At 62.8% G+C, this 1504-nt stretch carries 1 protein-coding gene; it reads left to right on the forward strand.

What is annotated here, in order from left to right:
* The first annotated feature begins 409 nt into the window (after positions 1 to 409).
* Complete coding sequence (locus tag QZY07_RS05630) at positions 410 to 1336, forward strand: IS110 family transposase (protein ID WP_295400507.1); 927 nt, start codon at positions 410 to 412, stop codon at positions 1334 to 1336.
* Positions 1337 to 1504: the final 168 nt, after the last annotated feature.

Genomic DNA, 1504 nt, shown 5'->3' on the forward strand with positions numbered 1-1504 from the left:
GTGGTCGTGACCTGGGCCGACAAGAACCCACACCCGCGTTGCGCTATCGTGCGGCGGAGGTCTGCGCCTGCGGCGCGTAGCGCAGATCGATCGATAAAGTCAAACCTTAAAAACTCGAAGATCGAGTGATACCGTGGCCGTGCTCCCCATCCTTGTATGTTCTGTTCCCAGGGATTGACAAGGGATTGCGATAAAGGGAATTTATGAAGAGTGAACCGGGGAAGCCGTCCCATCCTGATGCCTTGAGCCTGTACGTCGATTGGCTCCCCGCCCTCTTCGCCCATCCCGAAGAGTATCCGAGGCCGTGAGCGTCGCTCGTGAGCCTGCAGACACAAGGTCGGGAGGCGAGGGTCCAGGGTCGGGGAACCGGGTCACAGTCTAACGCCTACCTTTGCCGAGGAACAGAACGATGACGGTTGCTGGAATTGATGTCGCCCACCAAACCCTGGCGGTCGCGATTCGCACGGGCGAGAAAACCGCCAAGCCGGAGGAATTTGCCAACACCCCGAGCGGGCATCAGGCGTTGCTGACGCGCCTGACGCGCCTGACGCAAGCCGGCGTGGCGCGCGTGTGCCTGGAGGCGACGGGGTCGTATCACCTGGATCTCGCGCTGGCCTTGGATGCCGGCGGTCTGGCCCTGATGGTCGTCAATCCGAAAGCCGCCAATCGCTTTGCCGAGGCGCTGATGACCCGGACCAAGAGCGATGCCGTCGATGCTGCGGTCTTGGCCGAGTTCGCCCAACGCATGCCGTTCGAGCCTTGGCAACGCCCGGACCGCGCGGCGCTGGAACGGCGCGCCGACGCACGGCGCCTGAACGCGCTGACCGAGGCCCGCACCCAGGCGAAAAACCAGCTCCATGCCTTGCAGCAGAGCACCACCACCCCCGCCCTGATTCTGGAGGAGGTCCAACTCGCCATCGACGAGACCAACGCGCGCATCGCGCGCTTGCGCACGGCGGCACTGGCCCTGATCGCCGCCGAGGCGACGTTGCAAGACGCCTTCGACTTGCTCACCAGCGCCAAAGGCATCGGCGCGGCCAGTGCCATCCAGCTCCTGGGGGAGTTGCTGGTGCTGCCCCCCGACCTGCGCGCCAAGCAATGGGTCGCGATGGCCGGACTCGACCCCCGTCACGCCACCTCGGGCACCAGCGTGAACAAAAAGCCGCGCTTGAGCAAAGCCGGTAACCGCTACCTGCGCGGCGCCCTGCACATGCCGGCCTTGAGTGCGACGCGCCATGACGAACACGTTAAGAAACTGTCCATTAACTACTTCCCGATTTGTTTGGCCGGATGGTGTCGTTCAGATCGGGACAGAGTCGTCGTCGTCTCAGATTGAGTGCCGCCATTTCCTGGTTGGTGACCTTGATCCCTTTCAGGACTTACGCATTGACAAACGCGGCGTCGATCATCGCTCCGGCCAAAACCACATGACTCAGTAGGTTTTCGAGCTGGCTAAAGGTTGGCAAACGCTCCGCGATGTCCTCTACCCTTGGTGCTGCGAAAC

It is taken from the genome of uncultured Thiocystis sp. (genome assembly GCF_903866365.1).
Lineage (GTDB): Bacteria > Pseudomonadota > Gammaproteobacteria > Chromatiales > Chromatiaceae > Chromatium.

Bases quoted from the DNA above. Each gene is read 5' to 3' on its own strand.
- QZY07_RS05630 (WP_295400507.1), top strand. From the start codon at position 410: ATGACGGTTGCTGGAATTGATGTCGCCCACCAAACCCTGGCGGTCGCG.